General features: G+C 34.9%; 16 protein-coding genes. 6 read left to right on the top strand and 10 right to left on the bottom strand.

From position 1 onward, the window contains the following. Position 1 precedes the first annotated feature (1 nt). The 5 genes from ACQUQZ_RS13265 to ACQUQZ_RS13245 form a co-directional block, all read right to left on the bottom strand. On the bottom strand, positions 2-1,447 hold the full coding sequence (locus tag ACQUQZ_RS13265) for a TolC family protein (protein ID WP_435355477.1): 1,446 nt from the start codon (positions 1,445-1,447) through the stop codon (positions 2-4). Continuing rightward, entirely contained in the window at positions 1,440-4,637 is a 3,198-nt protein-coding gene (locus ACQUQZ_RS13260) for an efflux RND transporter permease subunit (protein ID WP_435355476.1), read from the bottom strand. Before ACQUQZ_RS13260 ends, ACQUQZ_RS13265 begins: the two co-directional genes overlap by 8 nt. A 25-nt stretch (positions 4,638-4,662) precedes the next feature. Continuing rightward, positions 4,663-5,748: an efflux RND transporter periplasmic adaptor subunit gene (locus ACQUQZ_RS13255; RefSeq protein WP_435355475.1), complete on the bottom strand. Its 1,086-nt coding sequence runs from the start codon at positions 5,746-5,748 to the stop codon at positions 4,663-4,665. Between the two features lie 164 nt (positions 5,749-5,912). Continuing rightward, positions 5,913-6,323 (bottom strand): hypothetical protein, encoded by a 411-nt coding sequence (locus ACQUQZ_RS13250; protein ID WP_435355474.1) that lies wholly within the window; start codon positions 6,321-6,323, stop codon positions 5,913-5,915. Positions 6,324-6,471: 148 nt separating this feature from the next. After that, complete coding sequence (locus ACQUQZ_RS13245) at positions 6,472-7,542, bottom strand: Ldh family oxidoreductase (protein WP_435355473.1); 1,071 nt, start codon at positions 7,540-7,542, stop codon at positions 6,472-6,474. A 213-nt stretch (positions 7,543-7,755) separates the two neighbouring features. Here ACQUQZ_RS13245 and ACQUQZ_RS13240 point away from each other — a divergent pair, with 213 nt between their 5' ends. The 3 genes from ACQUQZ_RS13240 (at position 7,756) to ACQUQZ_RS13230 (ending at position 10,835) form a co-directional block, all read left to right on the top strand. Further along, entirely contained in the window at positions 7,756-9,402 is a 1,647-nt protein-coding gene (locus tag ACQUQZ_RS13240) for a DUF4139 domain-containing protein (RefSeq protein WP_435355472.1), read from the top strand. A gap of 67 nt (positions 9,403-9,469) precedes the next feature. Further along, positions 9,470-10,261: an inositol monophosphatase family protein gene (locus ACQUQZ_RS13235; protein ID WP_435355471.1), complete on the top strand. Its 792-nt coding sequence runs from the start codon at positions 9,470-9,472 to the stop codon at positions 10,259-10,261. A gap of 55 nt (positions 10,262-10,316) precedes the next feature. Continuing rightward, a complete protein-coding gene (locus ACQUQZ_RS13230; protein ID WP_435355470.1) occupies positions 10,317-10,835 on the top strand; it encodes a YfiT family bacillithiol transferase in 519 nt (172 codons plus the stop codon). 159 nt (positions 10,836-10,994) lie between these two features. On the opposite strand, the gene ACQUQZ_RS13225 is transcribed toward ACQUQZ_RS13230, so the two are convergent. From ACQUQZ_RS13225 to ACQUQZ_RS13215, 3 genes are read right to left on the bottom strand one after another with little or no spacing between them, the layout of a single operon-like run. After that, positions 10,995-11,777: a nucleotidyltransferase domain-containing protein gene (locus ACQUQZ_RS13225; protein WP_435355469.1), complete on the bottom strand. Its 783-nt coding sequence runs from the start codon at positions 11,775-11,777 to the stop codon at positions 10,995-10,997. Between the two features lie 12 nt (positions 11,778-11,789). Further along, positions 11,790-12,572, bottom strand: a complete 783-nt coding sequence (locus ACQUQZ_RS13220; protein WP_435355468.1) for a queuosine precursor transporter — start codon at positions 12,570-12,572, stop codon at positions 11,790-11,792. A 54-nt stretch (positions 12,573-12,626) separates the two neighbouring features. After that, entirely contained in the window at positions 12,627-13,295 is a 669-nt protein-coding gene (locus ACQUQZ_RS13215; RefSeq protein WP_435355467.1) for an ABC transporter ATP-binding protein, read from the bottom strand. Positions 13,296-13,511: 216 nt separating this feature from the next. Between ACQUQZ_RS13215 and sucC the strand changes: the two genes are divergently transcribed. From sucC to ACQUQZ_RS13200, 3 genes are all read left to right on the top strand, one after another. Continuing rightward, positions 13,512-14,729, top strand: a complete 1,218-nt coding sequence (gene sucC, locus ACQUQZ_RS13210; protein ID WP_435355466.1) for an ADP-forming succinate--CoA ligase subunit beta — start codon at positions 13,512-13,514, stop codon at positions 14,727-14,729. A 313-nt stretch (positions 14,730-15,042) separates the two neighbouring features. Beyond that, a complete protein-coding gene (locus ACQUQZ_RS13205) occupies positions 15,043-15,786 on the top strand; it encodes an alpha/beta fold hydrolase (RefSeq protein ID WP_435355465.1) in 744 nt (247 codons plus the stop codon). 4 nt (positions 15,787-15,790) lie between these two features. Continuing rightward, the gene (locus tag ACQUQZ_RS13200) at positions 15,791-16,669 is read left to right on the top strand and encodes a helix-turn-helix domain-containing protein (protein WP_435355464.1); all 879 of its coding nucleotides are present in this window, start codon (positions 15,791-15,793) and stop codon (positions 16,667-16,669) included. 51 nt (positions 16,670-16,720) lie between these two features. On the opposite strand, the gene ACQUQZ_RS13195 is transcribed toward ACQUQZ_RS13200, so the two are convergent. Next, on the bottom strand, positions 16,721-17,074 hold the full coding sequence (locus tag ACQUQZ_RS13195; protein WP_435355463.1) for a heavy-metal-associated domain-containing protein: 354 nt from the start codon (positions 17,072-17,074) through the stop codon (positions 16,721-16,723). Positions 17,075-17,099: 25 nt separating this feature from the next. Continuing rightward, positions 17,100-18,179, bottom strand: coding sequence for a beta-propeller fold lactonase family protein (locus ACQUQZ_RS13190; protein ID WP_435355462.1), 1,080 nt, complete (start codon positions 18,177-18,179; stop codon positions 17,100-17,102). Positions 18,180-18,249 lie beyond the last annotated feature (70 nt).

Here is an 18,249-nt window from a genome sequence, read left to right as displayed (position 1 = left end):
ATTAATTCCAACCTCCTCCAAGTGACCGATAGGTATTTACCAATACATTCATCTGCATCATTCGGGTTTCAACAAGCTCCATTTTTGCTTCCAATACATCTCGTTGTGTTAATAACACTTCCATATAATCGGCTCTTGCTGATTTGAATAACTTGAGTGATATTTCAGTTGATTGCGTGAGAGCTTGAACTTGATTGTTTTTCATGATGTAGTTTTTTTCTAAATTATCTATATTTGATAATTGATTAATCACTTCGATGTACGCATTCAAAATAGTTTTTTCAAAATTATAAATTGCTTGTATTTGCTTAGCATTTGCATTATTATAAGTGGCAGTTATGGCATTTTTATTAATCAGAGGCCCTGCTAAATCACCTGCCAAAGAAGACATCAATGATAGCGGTAGATTTGCCAAATAAATTGGATTAAATGCCTTTAAGCCTAAAGACGCTGAAATATTCAAAGATGGATAAAAGTTTGCCTTTGCAACACTTACATTGAGTTTGGCAGCTTCCAGTTGTAATTCTGCTTGTTTGATATCAGGTCTATTTTCTAATAATTGTGATGGAATTCCTGCATTAATTTTAGCTGGAGTTAAGCTATTGAAATGCTGAGAATTTCTCAGAACAGGTTGCGGAAATCTACCCACAAGGAAATTGATGCGGTTTTCAGTTTCAATAATTTTTTGCTGAATAGCGTATTGCAAACTTTGTGTTTTAAATACTTCTGCCTCAAATCTTCTTACTGGAAGCTCAGTTACTTTAGCTGCTTCCTTTTCTAATTTTATAATGGCAAGGGCATTGTTCAGAATCACAATGTTTTGCCTTACGATATCCAATTGGTTATCAAGAGCCATTAATTCATAATAAGAAGTGGCTATTTCAGCGACAAGATTTGTAACTAAGAAATTTTTCCCTTCAATTGAAGCAAGATAATTATAAACAGCTACTTTTCTAGCGTTGCGTAATTTGTGCCAAATATCAACTTCCCAACTTGCAAAAGCCCCTAAATAAGTATTTGGCAATACACTTGGAGTAGATTTACCTTCTCTTATTTGAGATATTTCATCACTTGCTCCTTGGCTGGTATATCTTGAAACTTTATCTATACCAGTTCCACCACCGATATTTACAAAAGGCAAATATTCTCCTTTTCTGGCACTTATTTCATTTTTAGAAATTTCAATTTCTTGTAATGTAATATTCAATTCCTGATTATTATGCAAAGCAGTATCAATCAGTGCGGATAGGAAAGGGTCGGTGAAATAGTCTTTCCACTTTGATTTTGCTGTATTAGTTGAATCCTGAGAGTTTTTGAAACGCTCAGGAACCTTTTTGTTTGCTTTTTTATCAACAATATTGCTTGGGGCAACACATGCCGAAAATGATAGTAATACACAAACAAATCCAAAGTACCGATAAGTGATTTTATTCCTTAATTTATTCATTGTCTTCATCTGATTGAGGGAAATTGTCTACTGAGTGGACAAAATCTTCGGTTAATGGTTCTTCATCTTCATTTCTAATTAGATTTTTTCCGTATGCAATTGTGCCAAAAATAAAGTATAGGCCTGGTATGACGATTACCCCGAAAATTGTACCGAAAAGCATCCCACCAAGTGCAGAAGCCCCAATGGTATGATTACCAATTGCACCTGCACCTTGAGCAAAAATTAATGGAATCAAGCCAGCAATAAAAGCAAAAGATGTCATTAAGATAGGTCGGAAACGTACTTTTGCTCCTTCAATGGCCGCATCCAATACTGTAAAACCTTGTTTATGCTTCATCATGGCAAATTCTACAATTAAAACAGCATTTTTTCCAAGTAAACCAACCAACATGACAAGTCCTACTTGGGCATAAATATCATTGGCTAAACCCATTAACTTGAGGAGAAGAAAAGATCCAAAAATACCAGCAGGTAAAGATAAAATTACAGCTAATGGAATAATGAAACTTTCATATTGTGCTGCCAATACAAAATAAGCAAAGGCAAGAACAACTAAGAAAATATAGATGGCTTCATTTCCTCTTAGTGTTTCATCTTTAGAAAGGGCGGCCCAATCAATATCAAACCCCTGTGGAAGTGTATTTTTTGCTACTTCTTGAATCACCTGTATCGCCTCACCACTGCTATATCCTTTGGCTGGAGCACCTCTAATAGCAGCAGTATTATACATGTTATAATGGTTGATTTCATTGGCACCTTGTATTTTTTTAATTTTCATAAATGACGAAAAAGGAACCATTTCATCATTTTTATTTTTTACATAAAGTTTTAGTACATCCGTTGGGATTCTCCTGTATTCTGGGGAAGATTGGACAAATACCTTGAAAAATCGTTGGAATTTAATAAAGCCAAGTTCATAAGTACTTCCAATAAAAATGGACAAGGTATTCATTGCATTGCCAATAGAAACGCCTTTTTGCATGGCTAATTCGTTATCTATTTCGATTTCATATTGAGGATAATTTGCACTAAAAAAAGTAAATAAACCTGTTAATTCTTTACGTTTTTCGAGTTCTTTCATGAAATCATTTTTAACTTTTTCAAGTTGTTTGTAGTCTCCAGAGTTGGTTTTATCCAATAACTGTAAGGCAAAACCTCCAGCAGCCCCATAGCCAGGAACGGCAGGAGGATCAAAAAATTCGATAGTCGCTCCTGGAATTGCTTTTGCTTTTTCTTCAAGTTCATAAATGATTTCATTTACGGTGTGCTTTCTTTCCGACCAAGGTTTTAGATTAATTAAACAAGTTCCTGCATTTGAACCTCTTCCTTCGGTAAGCACCTCATACCCAGCAATAGATGAAATTGATTGTACTCCATCTACTTTTTGAATAATTTTTTGGAGTTGATCAGCGATGTCATTGGTTCTTTCTAATGTTGATCCAGGTGGAGTTTGGACAATTGCATAAATCATTCCTTGGTCTTCACTTGGGATAAAACCAGAAGGTAACTTTTGGGAAATTCCAAAAATCCCTAAACTAAATGCAAAAAATACCCCATAAGTAATTACCCGCCGATTAACTATTAATCTCAAAAAACTAACATATTTTCCTGTAAGTTTCTCAAAACCAGCATTAAAACCATCAAGAAATTTATTAAGCCAAGTTTTTTTCTTTGGTTGACCATGCGTATTTTTTAATATCATTGCACACAAAACTGGCGTAAAAGTTAATGCAACCAAACCAGAAATTACAATCGAAGTAGCCATTGTTATTGAAAACTGCCTATAAAAGATTCCAACAGGTCCAGTCATAAATGCTACTGGAACAAAAACAACAGTCATTAATAATGTAATCGCTATGACAGCCCCACTTATTTCTCCAATTACTTTTCTTACTGCTTTATAAGGAGAAAGATGCTCCTCTTCCATTTTTAAGTGAACGGCTTCAACTACGACAATCGCATTATCCACCACAATACCAATTGATAAAACAAGTGCAAAGAGCGTAATCATATTGATTGTAAGTCCAAAAATCTGCATTGCTATAAATGATCCAATTAAAGATACGGGCACTGCAAGCGTTGGAATGAGTGTAGAACGCCAATCACCGAGAAAAAGGAAAACTACCAAAGCTACCAAAATAAAAGCATCCCTTAATGTATGAATTACGTTTTCAATGGAAGCATCAAGAAAGTTTGAAACATCATAGCTTATTTCATAATCCATTCCAGGAGGAAAAGATTTCTTTAGTTCTTTCAGTTGTTCTTTAACTTTCTCTATCACTTCGCTGGCGTTACTTCCATAAGTCTGTTTTAGAACGATGGCGGCCGAAGGATTTCCATTGAGGTTTGAATAGATGTCGTAGTATTCACTGCCTAATTTTACTTCTGCGACATCTTTTAGATGCAACATTTCTCCATTAGGATTAGCCTTAATAATGACATTTTCATATTGTTCGGGTGTGCTAAACCTGTCGGAATAAGCTAACACATATTCTAATGACTCTGAACGATTGCCATCTCCTCTACCAATACGACCTGCTTTACCGATGATACTTTGATCATTCAATGCTTCCATTACCTCATCGGGCGAAATTTTATAGGCTCTCATTCGGTCGGGGTTTAACCACACACGCATAGCATATTGCCTACTACCCAATATTTTTGCCTGACCAATCCCATTAATCCTCTGTAATTCGGGTATCATATTGATACCTGCATAATTAAAAAGGAATTTCATATTTGCATTTTTGTCTTTGCTATATAAGTTAACATACATTAACATACTGGGCATGATTGGCGTGATGATTACACCTTCTCTTTGCACAAGTGTTGGTAATCTATTGGTAACTTGTTGCACTCTATTAGAAACTTGAACTAAAGCTTCATCTGGGTCTGTACCTAAGTTGAAAACGATTTGAATGTTAGCTTCGCCTGCACTAGTTGCATCAGAGGTCATGTATTTCATACCCCATGCTCCATTGAGAGATTGCTCTAAAGGAATGATAACAGACTCGGCAAGCGATTTTGCACTTGCTCCTGGGTAAGAAGCTGAAACCATTACCATTGGTGGAGCAATGGAAGGGAATTGTGATGTTGGAAGTGTTTTCATGGCCAATAAGCCCATAAATATTATCACAAGCGATAATATGATGGCTAAAACAGGCCTTCTAAGAAATCTATTAAACATGTGATTATTTGTTTAGTCGTTAATATTACTCAACATACACTTTCAAGTTGTCAAGTGCTTGCTTTGGTGCGATATAATCAAACTCGATCTTGGTATTATCTTTTACTTTACGGATCCCTTCCAAAAGGATTTGATCTTTTTCTGTCAACCCACTTTTTATGACATATATATCGGGCATTTCGGCACTTATGGTAATTTCTCTTGCTCTTGCGATGTTGTCTTTTCCAACTACATAAACATATTTCTTTTCTAATACCTCGAATGTAGCCTTTTGAGGTATAATTAGAGCATTTTTTAAAGGAATAACCATTTGTATATTGCCAGTTTCGCCATGTCTTAATAGCCTTTTTGGGTTTGGGAAAGTAGCTCGAAAAGCAATATTTCCAGTTTCATTATTGAAATCTGCCTCAATGGTTTCAACAATTCCAGGATATTCAAATAATTGCTGATTTGCCATTGATAAGCCAACTTTCATTAATTTGTCTTTGGTTTCGGTTGTTTTGTAGTTGAGATATTCGGCCTCAGGAACATTATAATAAACCCACATTTGACTATTATCCGATAAAGTAGTCAGTAAATCACCTTCTTCTAAAAGACTTCCTAATCTTACCTGAAAGTGATCCATTATTCCATCAAAAGGAGCTCTAATTTCAGTAAAACCTAAATGAACTTGTGCTAAAGCCAGTTCAGCTTTGGCTTTGTCCAACTTTGCTTTTGCCAAAGCCAATTCGTTTTTTGATACGATATTACTATCAGCAAGCGACTTCGTATTTTGATACTCGACCTCGACAAAATTAGCCTCAGCTTGTGCTTTCTGAACCTCAGCTTGGTACTGAATGGGAAGAATTTCAAACATTAACTGTCCTTTTTTAACAAACTTTCCTTCGTCCACATAAATTTTCTTTAGATAACCTCTTTCTAAAGCTCTCAATTCAATGTGTTGTATTGCATGAATTTGACAGACATACTCATTTGTGATAGTGGTATCTTTCCTCAAAGGATTGGTTACAAGTAATTTGGACTCTTCCTTTTTTTCGTCCTCTTTGTTTGATTTACAACTGCTTAGGTATAACAATGCCCCACAGCTCAAAAAAATTAGCGTTTTTCTCATGGTAAAATGTTTTATTTGAAATTGTGTTAATTAAAAATTGAATACGAAAATGCACAGCAATGATTTTAGTCATTGTTGATGGCCAATTTTTTTATAATAAATAAAAGGATGTTAGAGAATCAATCGGGTGAGTAAGTATTAAGCTAATGATGAAATAGAGAATTTCATATTTTAAAAACACCAAATACAATGAATAAGCAAGAAGATAATAAATTTGAGAATTGTTTGTATGAAAGTAAAGCTTGCTTAATTTTTAATAAAAAATTATTGAGGGAGATATAAAAAAGAGAGGAAGAAAAAAAGGTATTGAATATTCTTTTTTTTGAAACAAAAGATTCATCGCCAGTTTCTTCTTTTTCCTCCTTTTCATTAATGAATAGGCGATCACTACTTTTTGAAGAAACGGCTTTGGTAATTATATTTAATTTTTGTAGTTGAGAGTCAGAAGCTGTAGATTTTAAATGTTTGTTAGAATAAAAGCTATTTTTTATATAGGTGTTAGCTATCGATTGAGTATTAAAACTCAATAGAAAGATACACAACGATATAAGATATTTTGCTCTGACTTTTTTCATATCGTAACAAAAATATGAGCAAAGTCATAAAAAACAACATTTCTGATAAATTAAAATTTTTTAATCTGAAATCAATCTTTTATAATTAATATACTTTCTTTTATTAATTATATTTTTTGATTTAAAAAAATATCCGTAAAATATTTATTTAAAAACGAACCTTAAATCTTTCACCTAAGGTTTTCAAATCTTCAATTACTTTTTCATTCAATGGAATTCCTTCAGCCCTTCTAATTTTTTCAAGTTCTCGCTCAGGATCGCCTGGAATCATGACTGGCTGATTTTCAATGTGTTTGGTTGCACGAAAGCGTTCAATCCAAGTGTCCATGCTTGCTTTAAAATCTTCTTTTGGACGAAAACCGTCAATTTGCATCGCACCAAGAAAATGTCCTGTTCCTTTACCCACTTGCTCTGCCGCTACTCCATGAAATCCCGCTGTGGCGAAAGGAGGTACCCAAGGACCAAAATTTGCTCCAGACAAAACACCTGAAAAAATATCAACGATTGCAGCCATTCCATAGCCTTTATGACTTCCATGCTCACGATCGCCACCAAGTGGCACTAAACCTCCACCGTTTTTGATGGCATTGGCATCGTCGGTATAATTTCCATTAGCATCTTGTACCCAACCGATTGGAGCAGGTAAACCTTTTCTTTGTAAAATCTCTAATTTTCCATAAGCAACTGCAGTTGTTGCAAAATCTGCTACAAAAGGTGGCTGATTTCCGGCAGGAACAGCAACGGCAATTGGATTGGTACCTAACATTTTTTCAGTAGCGAAAGTTGGTACAACCAAAGGAGCTGAATTGGTCATTGCCCAACCAATCATATCATGTGGCAAAGCCAACATAGAATGATAACCAGCAATACCAAAATGATTTGAATTCTGTACTGAAATCCAACCTGAACCAGCTCGTTTTGCTTTTTTTATTGCTACTTTCATAGCAAAAGGAGCCACAACAAGCCCCAAACCTCTATCACCATCAATAACAGCTGTAGAAGGTGTTTCGTGAAGAATTTTAATTTCAGGCTTAGGGTTTAATCTTCCATTATCATAGAGACGTACATAACCAACTAAGCGAGCTGTTCCGTGCGAATCAACACCTCGAAGATCAGCAGAAACCAACACATCTGCTGCTAATTTTGCATCTTTACTTGAACAACCAATACTTAAGAAGATATTTTCTGTGAAACGACGGAGTTTATTTTCTTGAATCATTTGAATGTAGAGCGAATAGAGCAGTGACTGCTTCCAGCTCGCATTAAAAAACAATTTGAATAATTGATTTACAATAATTTTGAGCAAATTACTATAAATTATGCAGGGAAAACAAAGAATTTTTCTTAAAATTGCTTTTAATATTGGTACATTAACGAATCATTCACACAATAAAGGCAGATGCCTTCGTTTAAGAAAAAAACAAAATCAACTATGCAAACCTATTTAAAATCTATTTTCTTCTTGTTAACTCCTAAAAGTTCGTTACTTTCATTCATTTTGGGGCTTGGAACTTTGCTTTTTGGCATGCACTTTCCAATTTTTTCACAAAGTCAAGTACGTGTAGATGCTGACAATCAACACATAACTGTATTTCTGAATCGAGCTCAAATTGATGCTAAAGTCAAAACAAATGTACAGGCAGGTACAACCAAATTAATCATAGGTAATATCGCTACAACAGCCGATCCAAATAGTGTTCAGATAGGAGGGAAAGGTGATGTAGTAATAATGGGAGTTAAATTCAAGCAAAATTACTTAGGTAATAAAAAAAGAAGTATTTTAGAAGATTCCCTTAAAATGGCAAAAGCTGAGTATGAAACGGTTGATGTTTTGGTAAAAGTTGCTGAGAATGAACGGATAATGCTCATGGCGAATGCCAATGTAAAGAACGAAAAAGAAGGTGCTACACCTGAAGAATTGAAGGAAATGTTGGATTTTTTCAGAACAAAGCTAACTGAAATTGGTACTCGTCAAATGCAATTGGTTCGCCAATCGAAAGACTTACAAGATAAAATTACTCGCTTACAGCAGCAACTCAACTCACAAGGGTCAAACGTAAATCAACCCGCAGGCGAAATAGAACTAACTTTGACAGCTAAAACCTTTTCAAATGTTGAATTGAATCTAACTTACATTGCCAACAGTGCGGGCTGGTCGCCAATTTATGATATTAGGGCTAAAGATGTAAAAAGTAATGTTGAATTAGGTTATAAAGCCAATGTATTTCAAAGTACAGGTATTGATTGGAAAAATATTAAATTGACACTTTCAACTGCAAACCCAGCCGAAGGTGGCACAAAACCTGAACTATATGCCCAGTATATCAATATTTATGAGCCTGTTGTGATTCAAACAAAAAATTCAAGAGAGTTTAAGACAATGGCAGCACCACAAGCAATGGCAATGGAGGCAGCTCCAGCACAAGCAGATATTGCGACGACAGCATCTTTTGTTAATACAGTACAAACGACTTTGGCTGTTAATTTTGAGATTGCTTTGCCTTATACAATCAATTCTGGTGGGAATGCCGAGATGGTTGATATTAGGAATCATTCATTACCTGCAACTTATAGATATTATGTAGTGCCTAAATATGATAAAGATGCCTTCTTGACAGCTATTATTACTGATTGGGAAAAGTATAATCTTTTGCCAGGTACAGCCAATATTTATTTTGAAGGAACATTTGTAGGTACATCAGATATCGCGGGTGGAGAAACCAAAGATTCTTTATTGATTTCACTGGGTCGTGATAAAAAAATCATTTCAAAACGTGAAACTATTGAAGAATTTAAGTCAAGAAAAAATGTCGGTTCAAATATTCGTGAATCTTTTGGTTATCGGATAACGCTTCGAAATACAAAGTCTGAAGCCATAAATATTATCATGGAAGACCAAGTACCCATTTCACAAGATAGCCGAATCGAAGTTGAATTGGAAGATGCTAAAGGTGCAGATTTTAATCGTGAAAATGGTAAGCTCACTTGGAAGCTAACTTTACAACCGCAAGAAAACAAAGAAGTTTTGTTAAAATACAATGTAAAATATCCAAAAGGAAAAAATATTCAAGGCCTATAAATGAAAAACCTGCAAGGTCTTTTTCAGACGGGGTCTCCGAGACCTTACAGGTTTTACCCAAAAAAATATGAATTTAGAAATAATCTGCCAACAAACAATCGAAGTAGCTCAAGAGGCAGGAGCATTTATTGCCCAAGAATCGGCAAAGTTTAAACGTTCTTCTGTCGAATATAAAGATGTCAACAATGTAGTTTCTTATGTAGATAAAGAAACTGAAAAACTAATTGTTACAGGTCTAAGAAAAATAGTTCCAGAAGCTGGTTTCATAACGGAAGAAGGAACGGCTGAAACATCTGATAGTGAAGGACTTAACTGGATAATAGACCCACTTGATGGAACAGCTAATTTCATTCATGGTTTACCAAATTATTCGGTAAGCTTGGCATTGGCTCATGGAAAAGATGTTTTGGTTGGTGTTGTTTATAATGTTTGTACCAAAGAAATTTTCTCAGCAACCAAGGGTGGAGGTGCATTTAGAAATGGGGAAAAGATACAAGTTTCACCAATCAAACACCTGGGAGAAAGTCTATTGGCCACAGGTTTTCCCTATTATAAATTTGAGAATCAGGACAAATATCTTTTGATTTTGGAGTCTTTGATGCAAAAAACTCATGGCTTACGCAGAATGGGTTCGGCTGCCATAGATTTAGCCTATACGGCTTGTGGTTATTTTGATGGTTTTTATGAATATAACCTCAATTCATGGGATATGGCTGCTGGGATTTTATTAGTGATAGAAGCAGGTGGCTTTGCCTCTGACTTTTCGGGTGGAGATAATCACCTTTTTGGTGGAGATGTAGTGGTAGGTTCTGCCGTTCATGCGGAACTGTTGGCCGAAATTCAACGTTATTGGAAGTAGAAGATAATTAAGAATTGAGAATAAAGAGTTTTGATATTTGACCATTCATTATTTTATGAACTTAGAAAAATTAAAATATCCAATTGGAGATTTTGAATATGGCAAAAAATATTCGAGTGCAGATACTCGATCGCATATAAAAGTTTTGGAAAAATTGCCACAAAGATTAAAAACACTGACTTCAAAACTTACTGATAGTCAATTAGATACACCTTATCGACCTGATGGATGGACTGTTCGACAAGTTATTCATCATATTGCCGATAGTCATATTAATATGTTTACCCGCATTCGTTTTGCTTTGACCGAAGAGAATCCCCCAATCAAAGGGTATGATGAGGCCGCTTGGGCATTACTTCCCGACCATCGTTTGCCAGTTAAGTCTTCTTTGCAGATTATTGAAGGCATACATAAAAGAATGGTGTTTTTATTCAAAAATTTGGATAAGAAAGATTTAAAGAAGACTTATTATCATGGTGGGTATCAAAAATCTTTTGAAGTAAAAGAAGTTATAGCCTTGTATGCTTGGCATTCGGAGCATCATTATCAACACATAATTCAGGCATTGAAATGATAGAAAAAGTGATTATCGGTCTTGTTTTTCTTGGAGCATTGGTTTATTTAGGCAATGTCATTAGAAAACAATTTTCTGCGAAAAGTGGAGGCTGTGCCAGCTGCACAGGAAACTGTAAAGCCAATATTGATTTCGAATCAGTAAAACAGTAGATTATTCTTAGATTTGTTGTTTTATTTCTTCAAAATAGAGCAAGACTCTTTGCTCAGTAGCATTTTGGAGAACGATATTATTATCAAAAAGATTTAATCTTAGCTTTTGATAAATAAATACTGCGTTTTGAAGACTTTCCAATATTGATTGTTTATCATAAATCGGCAAAGTAGATTTCAATTCAGCGAAATCAGCTTTGTCGATTTGCATTTCTACCCTTCTGACACCCCTCGGCAAATTTTTGTTTTTTATATGAAATAAAGGGCCAAAAACAATCATCCTCAAAAAGGCTAAAAAATCATACGCTTCAAAAAGCTCTCCTCTTCCAATTTTAAGTAGAACATAATGAATCCAAATCCAAAAACGGTCTTCAATCCATTGGTAATCTGGGTAGGGGAACTTAGCAGTAGAGCTATTGAGTGCTTCTTGTAATTTACCGTCTGTATCCAATAAAATTACAGGAGTTTCAATTCTAAAATGAAATTCTTCAAGTGTGACAAATTTTATATCAACATGTAAAAGAGGATTGTCGTATAAACAAATTAATACCCTTGGCTCTCCAACATGTTCACCTGTAAACCCTGATAAAAGCTGACCAAATTTTTCTGCAAAAGCGAGCATTTTATTTTTATCACCACCTATTTTTTCTTTGGTTACAAGGATAAGGTCAAGGTCGGAATATTTGTCAATTTCATTAGTGAGCCAAGAGCCAGCAACAGCCAAGCCAATAACAGATTTGTCATGGATTAAAACATTTTTTACGTACTCTGCAAACTCAACTTGAACCATAACCAATTACAATTACATGGGCGTAAAAGTCGCCTCATCAATAATTTGGTGGGCATGTTCTTTCCCCAAATATTTATCAATTAGATTGTGAGCTAAATAAATCAAAGGCGTGAGGAGTATGGCCACAAAAAATTTATAAATATAGTTATTAAAACCAGTTGTTAATACTTCGGTAAGGGTCCAATTACTGAATAAGTAAAAAGCAATAAATACTACCACATAACTATCTATCAACTGCGAAATCAAAGTAGAGCCTGTTGCCCTTAGCCAAATCATTTTATTATTAGTATATTTTCTCAACCAATGAAAAACAGTGGCATCCAAGATTTGGCCAACCAAAAAGGCTGTAATTGAGCCTAAAATAATACCCAAACCTTGTCTAAAAATGATTCCATAAGCTTCATTGATATTCAAATATTTGCCTGATGAATCTTTATTATTATGATTTATCCAAAAATCGGCAGGAGCAACAATCGTAGAAATATAGATGATAATAAAAGCGTAAGCAATCAAGATAGCGGTCAAATATGATATTTTCTTGACACCACTTTTGCCAAAATACTCATTAATTATATCGGAAGTAATAAATACAAATGGCCAATTTAATACACCTGCCGACATATTAAAATTGAATTTTTGACCGAATAGGGGAATTTGTAAGGGGGCAATACCCAAAGTAGCTTCCACCGAAAATATCTTTGCACCTATTACTTCCGCAACGACTGCATTTGTCAAAAAAATGCCACACAAGATTAAGTATAGCGTTTGTTTTTTTGATTTTATTGAATCAGACATTTTTTTAGTTCTGAGTTTTGAATGATGAGTTCTGATTTTTTTTGTTGAATAACACTAAATCCCGTCAGAATTAAGAATTATTTGCCCATCTTGCATGACTAATTTTCGGTCAGCCATATTTGCTAATTGTTCGTTGTGTGTAATGATAACAAAAGTCTGATTAAATTGTTTCCTCAACTCAAAAAACATTTGGTGTAATTCTTCGGCATTTTTTGAGTCTAAATTACCACTGGGTTCGTCGGCAAAGATCACCGCCGGAGAATTTATTAATGCTCTGGCTACGGCAACTCGTTGCTGCTCTCCACCCGAAAGTTGTGAAGGAAAATGTTTGATTCGATCTTTTAAGCCAAGCATTGTCAAAATTTCTTCTGCTTTTTGAGTTATTTCAGTATTTTTTTTTCCACCAATCCATGCAGGAATACATACATTTTCTAATGCTGTAAACTCTGGCATTAGATTATGAAACTGAAAAATAAAGCTAATTTTCTCATTTCTAAATCGAGCTAACTCTTTGTCTTTCAGTGAGTTATAGTTGATATTGTCAAGAAATACTTCACCAGAATCAGCTCTATCTAATGTTCCAAGAATTTGGAGTAATGTCGTTTTTCCTGCCCCCGAAGCTCCTACAATCGAGATAATTTCGCCTTGACTAATTTCTAAATCAATGCCTTTCAACACTTGTAGATTACCGTAATTTTTTTTGATGTTTTTTGCAATGAGCATAAATTGTGGTACGATTCTCCAGAATCGCAGAAATATAATTAGTTATAAAATTTTAATCTCTATTTTGTGCTTAAAATTAATGAAAATAGCACATAATTTGGCATGTTCTTGTATTATTATAGCAATTTAGCAATTAACTCATAATTACTAATTGTTATTTCACTTTTGTTCACTAATTTAGCAAAAAATTTAAAACTTAAAAAAATCCTACTTTACATGAACGTTCACGAGTATCAAGGTAAAGAAATATTGAGCCGTTATGGTGTGCGAATCCAACGTGGAATCGTAGCCGAAACACCAGAACAAGCAGTAGCGGCTTATCAGCAAATTGCCGAAATGACAAACTCTAAGTTTGCTGTTGTAAAATCACAAATCCACGCAGGTGGACGTGGAAAAGGTAGCATCGTAGGCACTGAGCAAAGAGGTGTACAATTGGCAAAATCAGCCGATGATGTACAAAGAATTTCGACTAATTTGCTCGGAAATGTACTTGTAACTATCCAAACAGGGGCAGAAGGCAAGAAAGTAAATAAAGTTTTGATTGCTGAAGATGCCTATTATCCTGGCGAAAGCGAGCCGAAAGAATATTACATGGGTATTTTGCTTGATAGAGCTAAAGGCTGTAACGTAATCATGGCTTCGACTGAAGGTGGAATGGACATTGAAGAAGTGGCAGAGCATCATCCTGAAAAAATATTCAAAGAATGGATTGATCCACGTGTAGGTTTACAAGCATTTCAAGCTCGTAAAATTGCTGATAAATTAGGTTTGACTGGTGTGGCAAACAAAGAAATGGTTAAATTCGTAACATCTCTTTATCAGGCTTATGTTGAGTCAGATTCTTCGATGTTTGAAATTAATCCAGTTTTAAAAACTTCCGATAATAAAATCTTAGCTGTTGATGCTAAAGTAAATTTAGATGACAACGCTCTCTATCGCCATCCAGATTTGGCTGTAATGCGTGATAAAGCTGAAGAAGATCCATTGGAAGTTGAAGCCTCTGAAAGTGACCTAAACTATGTAAAACTTGACGGAAACGTAGGATGTATGGTAAATGGTGCTGGTTTGGCAATGGCTACAATGGACATCATTAAATTATCAGGTGGTGAGCCCGCTAACTTTTTAGACGTAGGTGGTGGAGCAAATGCTAAAACAGTTGAGGCTGGTTTTAGAATTATCTTGAAAGACCCAAATGTTAAAGCAATTTTGATTAATATTTTTGGTGGAATTGTTCGTTGTGACCGTGTTGCGAATGGAGTTGTTGAGGCTTACAAAGCTATTGGCGAAATTCCAGTTCCAATTATTGTTCGTTTACAAGGAACAAACGCTGCTGAAGGTGCAAAAATTATTAACGATTCAGGCTTGAAAGTATATTCAGCGATCGTTTTAAAAGAAGCAGCCGAATTAGTTGAGAAAGTATTGAACGAAAATTAATTTTTCGCTTTTTATACAAGAGCCTCTTATTCTGAATGAATAAGAGGCTTTTTTGTTTTGAAAATAATTTACCTAAACAATTTTGCAAAAGTGCCTTTTATATCGCTTCTATGGTACAATCTTCAGCAAAGTAACATGAGATAAGACTAATAAAAATAATTGATTTATTCTTTTGTTGTTTTACTTTTATCAATATGTATTTGGTCTTATAAAAAGAAACAAGTCTATAACTATTAATTGCAATGTCGTATTTTTACTTGTAATGACCTTTAGGTGCTTCATATATTTGCCTTGAACTTTAAATATTTCAGTAATGATAAAGCACTTTTTATTTTTTGTTTTGTTACTCTTCATAAATGTTAGAGCAAACGCCCAAAAGCAAACCTATGTCTTTGTTCACGGTGCTTGGGGTGGTGGTTGGGAGTATAAAATGGTAGATTCGATGCTTTCTGCCCAAGGGCATCAAGTGTATCGCCCTACGATGACAGGCTTGGGTGAACGAGTTCATTTGGCAAACTCCGAGATTAATCTTAGTACTCATATTCAGGATATTGTCAATATGATTTTGTTTGAAAATTTACATGATATTACACTCGTAGGGCATAGCTATGGTGGTATGGTTATTTCAGGTGTGGCAGAACGAATACCTGAACGCATTGCAAAGTTGATTTATTTGGATGCTTTTGTACCTAATGATGGCGAAAGTTTGTTTACAGCAAGAGGTGAGAATGAAGCAAGGGCTATGATTATGCCCCACGTTAAAGATGGCATGATTGAGTACTTTTTTGGTCCAACTAAACCTACGCCACCAACTGATGTGCCGCACCCTTTAAAAACGCAGACTGAAACGCTATCAATTAAAAATCCTGCGGTTAAAAGTATTCAAAGTTTTTATATTTTGATGTTACCAAGTGGCGATGCTAACAAAGCAAATTTTGCTTTTTTTGCACAAAGAGCCAAAGAACGAGGCTGGAAAATGATAGAAATGAATGGCGACCATTACCCTATGCGAAATCAAGTCAAGAATTTTATCATAACTTTGAGCAAATGTAAATAAAAATATGCTGGTCAAAGAAATACTACCGAATTTAGCTTTGCAGGCTTATATCAAAAGCTACCTTATTGTGAGGTTTGATACGCCTATTCCAAAGGAATTTGCTACCAAACCATATCCAACACGGATAGAGCAATCGCTCAATTTTTTTGCAAGGGGTTATATAAACAATCAAAACCCAGCAACGGGCGAATCGGTACGAGTGGCTTCAACTGCTATATTCGGGCAGCAGGTTTGCAGGCTTAATTTTGAAACTATTTTTCAGCCTGATTTCTTGATGCTAATGGTAAATTTTAAGGCTGGGGCTATGCACCGCTTGTTGAGAATCCCGAACCAAGAGCTTACTACAAAATTTTGTGATGCAGAACCACTTTTTAGTACAGAGATGCGAATTGTCAATGACTTGATAGCCAATGCTAAAGATGAAGTAGAGATTGTAGGGATAGCAGATGAATTCTTTCTAAAAAAAGTCAGAGCATTAAAAAATGATGCCAATCAAATTGATAAAATTGGCGAGTTGTTGCTTACAAATCCAACCCATTTTTCGTTAAATTGGCTTGCTGACCAAGCCTGCCTAAGCCCTCGACAATTTGAGCGTCGTTTTACCGAACGAATGGGGATAAGTCCTAAATTTTATAGTCGCATCAATCGTTTTTATCAAACTTTTCTATACAAAGAGACAAATCCAGGTACCGACTGGCTGACAGTTGCCTTGAATTTTGGATATACCGATTATTACCATTTAGCCAAAGATTTTAAGCAGTTTGCTAATACCTCACCCAAAATTATGCTCGAACAGTACGCACGCCGCCCCGAAGTGCTATTTAAGTTTTTTGAACCGCACCGTTCCGCTTCGGCGTATCGTACTGTAATAATTGACACATAGTTTACATAGTTTTTATCTATTGTATTTTGTGTAGTCACATAGAATAAAGAATTAATCTTTATGACTAGCCGCAGTTTTCTGACAACAATCAGGTAAAGCATCATGCGATTTTTGGTCAGCTACAACCTCATCTGCGTCGTAACCAATTTTAGAAATGACCTGTTTAATTTTTTCTGGATTTGTCTTTTTGGTATTGTAAGTGATTGTTACAACCTTATCGTTTAGGTCTAAGTTTGAATTAACAATACCTTTTGAAACGCCTAAATCTCGTTCAATGCGTTTCTTACACATACTGCATATAGCAGAAGTTTTAATTTTAATTTCCGCATTTTTTGGTGGTTCAACAGCCATTACAAAGTTGCTGATAATCAATAAGATAGATAAAATTGATACTACTTTTTTCATTGTTTTATTTTGTTTTTTGTTGATACTAATCGATATTTTCTTTTAAAACTATTCCATTGGGTTGTTTTCCAACGTTTATGTCTTTGGTTTTTGAATGTTTGGCTGCCTCAATTACTGAAACTGTATTTCCAACTTGGTTCACCACAAAGGCGGTTTTTTCATCTTTCGAAAAAGTAACAGCATGGGCATCATCGCCAGTTTGTATATTACCTTTTAAATTCCAAACATTGTTTTTACGTTCAAAATAGGCTACTTTATTTTCGCCCGCCTGACAAATCCATAACTCATTAAGTGATTGATTATAAGCTACTTGTCCGGGTTTAAAATTGATATCTATATATTCAATTGCTGTCAAAGTTTGTGTATCAATGATATTGATTGATAAAGCGACTTTGTTTTCAACATAAATTTTACCATCATTTCCTGCCCAAACATTCGTTGGATATGGGTCAACTTTTATCGTTTTAATAATTTCTTTGGTACTTACTTTCAAAACATACACAAAACTACTTTCTCCTAATGCAACAAAAGCATATTGCCCATCTTTTGAAAATGTAACTTCGCTTGGGTCCGCACCAAGGGCGATTTTTGTTTTTTGTATACCTGTATTGGCATCAAAAACATACATTTCTCCTGTATGAGTGGCAGTAGCCGTCCAAATTTCAGAACCGTCAGGGCTGAAAGCTGCATTGAAATTGGCATTTGGTAGTGCTATTTTCAATAATGTTGTTCCTGTTTGAGCATCAATTACGGCAACTCCGCCTTTTTTATCAGTGGCATTATGTAATAAAGCATGACCTAAAGTAAAATCAAATTCTGGTATGGCAACCGCTATTTTTTTTCCATTAGGCGATAGATTTAAGTGATGTGGGAAACGACCAACATCAGTCAATTGTATGATTTGCTTTTCTGTTAAATCTTGTAAATTTAATATGGAAATGGTATTACTTCCACCATTGACCACATAGGCCTTTGGATAATCAATAACTACTGGTTCTGGATTATTAGTTCCCTTTTTTTTACATGAAACAATACATGCAAAAACGCATAAAAGCTTGAATATTTGTATATTTTTTTTGTATCTATGTGCGTTTAATTGTTTCATTAAAGTGCTGATGTTTATACTAAAACGAAATTAGTCACCATCCAAGTATATCATCTAAGCTTTGAATGAT

The sequence above is a fragment of the Emticicia sp. SJ17W-69 genome (assembly GCF_051209875.1).
GTDB lineage: Bacteria > Bacteroidota > Bacteroidia > Cytophagales > Spirosomataceae > Emticicia.
Note: the sequence above shows the minus strand (reverse complement) of the source record. Positions and strands in the feature narration are given on the sequence as shown.